The 3,011-nt window shown below is 72.7% G+C and carries 2 protein-coding genes; one reads left to right on the top strand and one right to left on the bottom strand.

The window, feature by feature from the left end:
- The coding region (locus HGA02_RS14965; protein WP_168679811.1) for an alcohol dehydrogenase catalytic domain-containing protein at nt 1-494 on the bottom strand (494 nt) is incomplete at its 3' end.
- A 225-nt stretch (nt 495-719) separates the two neighbouring features.
- On the opposite strand from HGA02_RS14965, the gene HGA02_RS14960 reads away from it, so the two are divergent.
- The coding region (locus tag HGA02_RS14960; protein ID WP_168679810.1) for a sensor histidine kinase at nt 720-3,011 on the top strand (2,292 nt) is incomplete at its 3' end.

Below are 3,011 nucleotides of genomic sequence, written 5' to 3'. Positions count from 1 at the left end.
GTGCCGAGCGCCCGGCCGAGCTGCACGGCCACCGAGCCGACCCCGCCGGACCCGCCGTGCACGAGGAGCGTCTCGCCCGGCGACAGGTGCGCCGCACGCAGGTTCGACCACACGGTCGCGACCGCCTCGGGCAGCGCGGCGGCGTCCTCGAGGGGCACGGAGTCCGGCACGGGCAGGCACAGGTCGGCGTGGACCGTCACCCGATCGGCGTAACCTCCGCCGGCCAGGAGCGCGGCGACCCGGTCGCCGGGCCGCCAGCGACCCGCCACGGCGTCCCCGACGGACACGACGACACCCGACACCTCGAGGCCCGGCCAGGGCGGCGCACCCGGCGGAGGGGGGTAGCGGCCCTCGCGCTGGAGGAGGTCCGCCCGGTTGACCCCCGCCGCGCTGACCTGCACGAGCACCTCGGCGGGGCCCGGCACGGGCTCGTCCACGTCGGCCACCCGCAGGACGTCCGCAGGACCCGGCTCCGTGACCACGACAGCCCTCATCTGCGCACCCTAGCGGCCCGTCAGGACGCGGCAGACAGGGTGCGCACCTGGTCCCGTCCCGGCGTATCCCATCGGGTGAGGTCCATGGCAAACTCTGGCGCGGGCTAATGGTCCGGCGTCCAGGAGCCGATGGTGGCGGTGGACCCCCTCGAGGGTTCCGACAGGACGCAGGGCCGACACGCCCCCCGGTGGCAACACCCGTGTCGGGTGGAGGAAAGGAACGACATGCTGCGACGGCTTGGCATCCGCGCCAAGATCTTGGCTGTCCTTGCCGTGCCCATGCTCGTCCTGTTCGGCGCTGGGGCGTTCATCTCGTACGACGCGATCCGCGAGGCGCAGCGTGTGCGGGCGGCCGAGGGTGCCGTGGCGGCGCTCCAGGCGTACGCCCCGCTCTCGAGCGCGATCCAGACGGAGCGCGTGCTGTCGGTGAACTCCGCGCCGGTCGAGGAGATCGCGGCCGCACGCGCCGCGACCGACTCGATGCTGGCGAAGGTCCGGCCGATCACGCGAGAGCTCGACCTCGAGGAGTTCCCGCCCTCCGTGGTGCGGCAGTTCCAGGAGGTGCAGCTCGCGCACAACACGGCGCTGCCGCAGGTGCGCACGCTCGTCGACGGCAAGGGCGACCGGAACCAGACGGCGAACAGCTACGAGGCCATCATCAAGGGCCAGATCGACCTCGTCGAGCAGGTCGCGAACGTCCTCGACGACCGCACGCTCGCGCAGTACGTCACCGCGTACCGCGACGTCTCCGCGACGGCCGACGGCCTCGTCACCGAGATGCTCGCCGGTCAGGGCCTGCTGCGTGCCCGCCAGGCGCAGGCCGCCGGCGCCCGCGTCTACCAGAACCTCGTCACGACGACCGAGGTGTCGCGTGCCCGTGCCCGTGCCGCCGTCGAGCGGCTCGGCGAGAACGGCATCGCGATGCCCGCCCGTGACCCCTCCTCGTCCTTCACGTCGATGCGTACGTGGATGCAGCAGGGCAACTCGCAGGGCTTCGACCGCATCGACCCCGCCGCGTACGCCGGTGACATCCAGCAGCAGCTCGCGTCGCTCGTCAGCGTCAACGACGCCGTCCTGAAGCGCGCGTCCGAGATCGCCGACGACGCCGCGACCGCGTCCGAGACGCGTGCGGTCTACACGATCGCGCTCGCCGTCGCCGCCGCCGCGCTGTCCCTGTTCTTCGCCCTCGTCATCGCCCGTGCGATCGTCACGCCGCTGCGGCGCCTGACCGCCGCCGCCGCCGACGTCCGCGAGCAGCTCCCGAAGCTCGTCGAGCAGGTGGCCGTCCCCGGTGAGGGCCCCGAGATCGTCCTGCAGCCGATCCCGGTCAACTCGCGCGACGAGGTCGGCAAGCTCGCCGACGCGTTCAACTCCGTGAACGCCACGACCGTCCAGGTCGCCCAGGAGCAGGCCGCCCTGCGTGGGTCGATCGCGGAGATGTTCGTCAACGTCGCCCGCCGCGACCAGGTGCTCCTCAACCGCCAGCTGTCGTTCATCGACTCGCTCGAGCGTGCGGAGGAGGACCCGTCGACCCTGGCGAACCTCTTCCGGCTCGACCACCTGGCCACCCGCATGCGTCGTAACGCGGAGTCGCTCCTCGTGCTCGCCGGCATCGACTCCGGTCGACGCCTGCGCGACGCGATGCCGCTGTCCGACGTGATCCGGACCGCGTCCTCCGAGATCGAGCAGTACGACCGCGTCGAGCTCGACCTGCAGGTCGACCCGCACATGCTGGGCTTCAACGCCCTGGGCGCCGCGCACATGCTCGCCGAGCTCCTCGAGAACGCGACGATCTTCTCCGAGCCGGAGACGCCCGTCACGGTCACCACCGGTGTGTCCGGCCAGCACGTGTACGTCCGCATCCTCGACCACGGCCTGGGCATGACCGAGGCCGAGCTCGCCGCGGCGAACTCGAAGATCGTGTCGGTCTCCGCGAGCGACGCCCTGGGCGCCCAGCGCCTCGGCCTCTTCGTCGTCGGCCGCCTCGCCCAGCGCCTCGGCGCCGAGGTGCGGCTGCACAAGAGCTCGCAGGGCACCGGCACCGAGACCATCGTCCGGTTCCCGTCGACGCTGTTCGCCGCGACCGAGACCGCGCTCTACGGCGCGCCGTCCGCTCCGCAGCAGGCCGCGCAGCTCCCCGCCGCGCCGGCCCCGGCCGTCGAGGACGCGCCGGTCGTCCGTGAGGTCGACCTCGCGGCCCTCACCGACGGGCAGACCGGCCTCGGCCTGCCGCGCCGCAAGCGCACCGACGACACGGGCGAGAACGAGACCGCACCCTCGGCGCTGCCCGTCCGCGGCGGTGGCCAGCCCGGTGCCCTGCCGACGCGCTCCGCGAAGACGTTCGACGAGGACAAGATCGTCCTGCCCGAGGTCCCGTCCGGGAACCTCAGCGCCGACCGCGCCTCGTTCGCGTACTCGCTCGACGGTGCCGCGTGGACGCCGATCGGCGACGACCTGGCGATGGAGTACAGCCTCGACCACTTCACCGGGTACCGGTTCGCGATCTTCTGCTACGCC

The sequence above is a fragment of the Cellulomonas septica genome (assembly GCF_012396155.1).
In the GTDB taxonomy this organism is placed as follows: Bacteria; Actinomycetota; Actinomycetes; order Actinomycetales; family Cellulomonadaceae; genus Cellulomonas; species Cellulomonas septica.
Note: the sequence above shows the minus strand (reverse complement) of the source record. Positions and strands in the feature narration are given on the sequence as shown.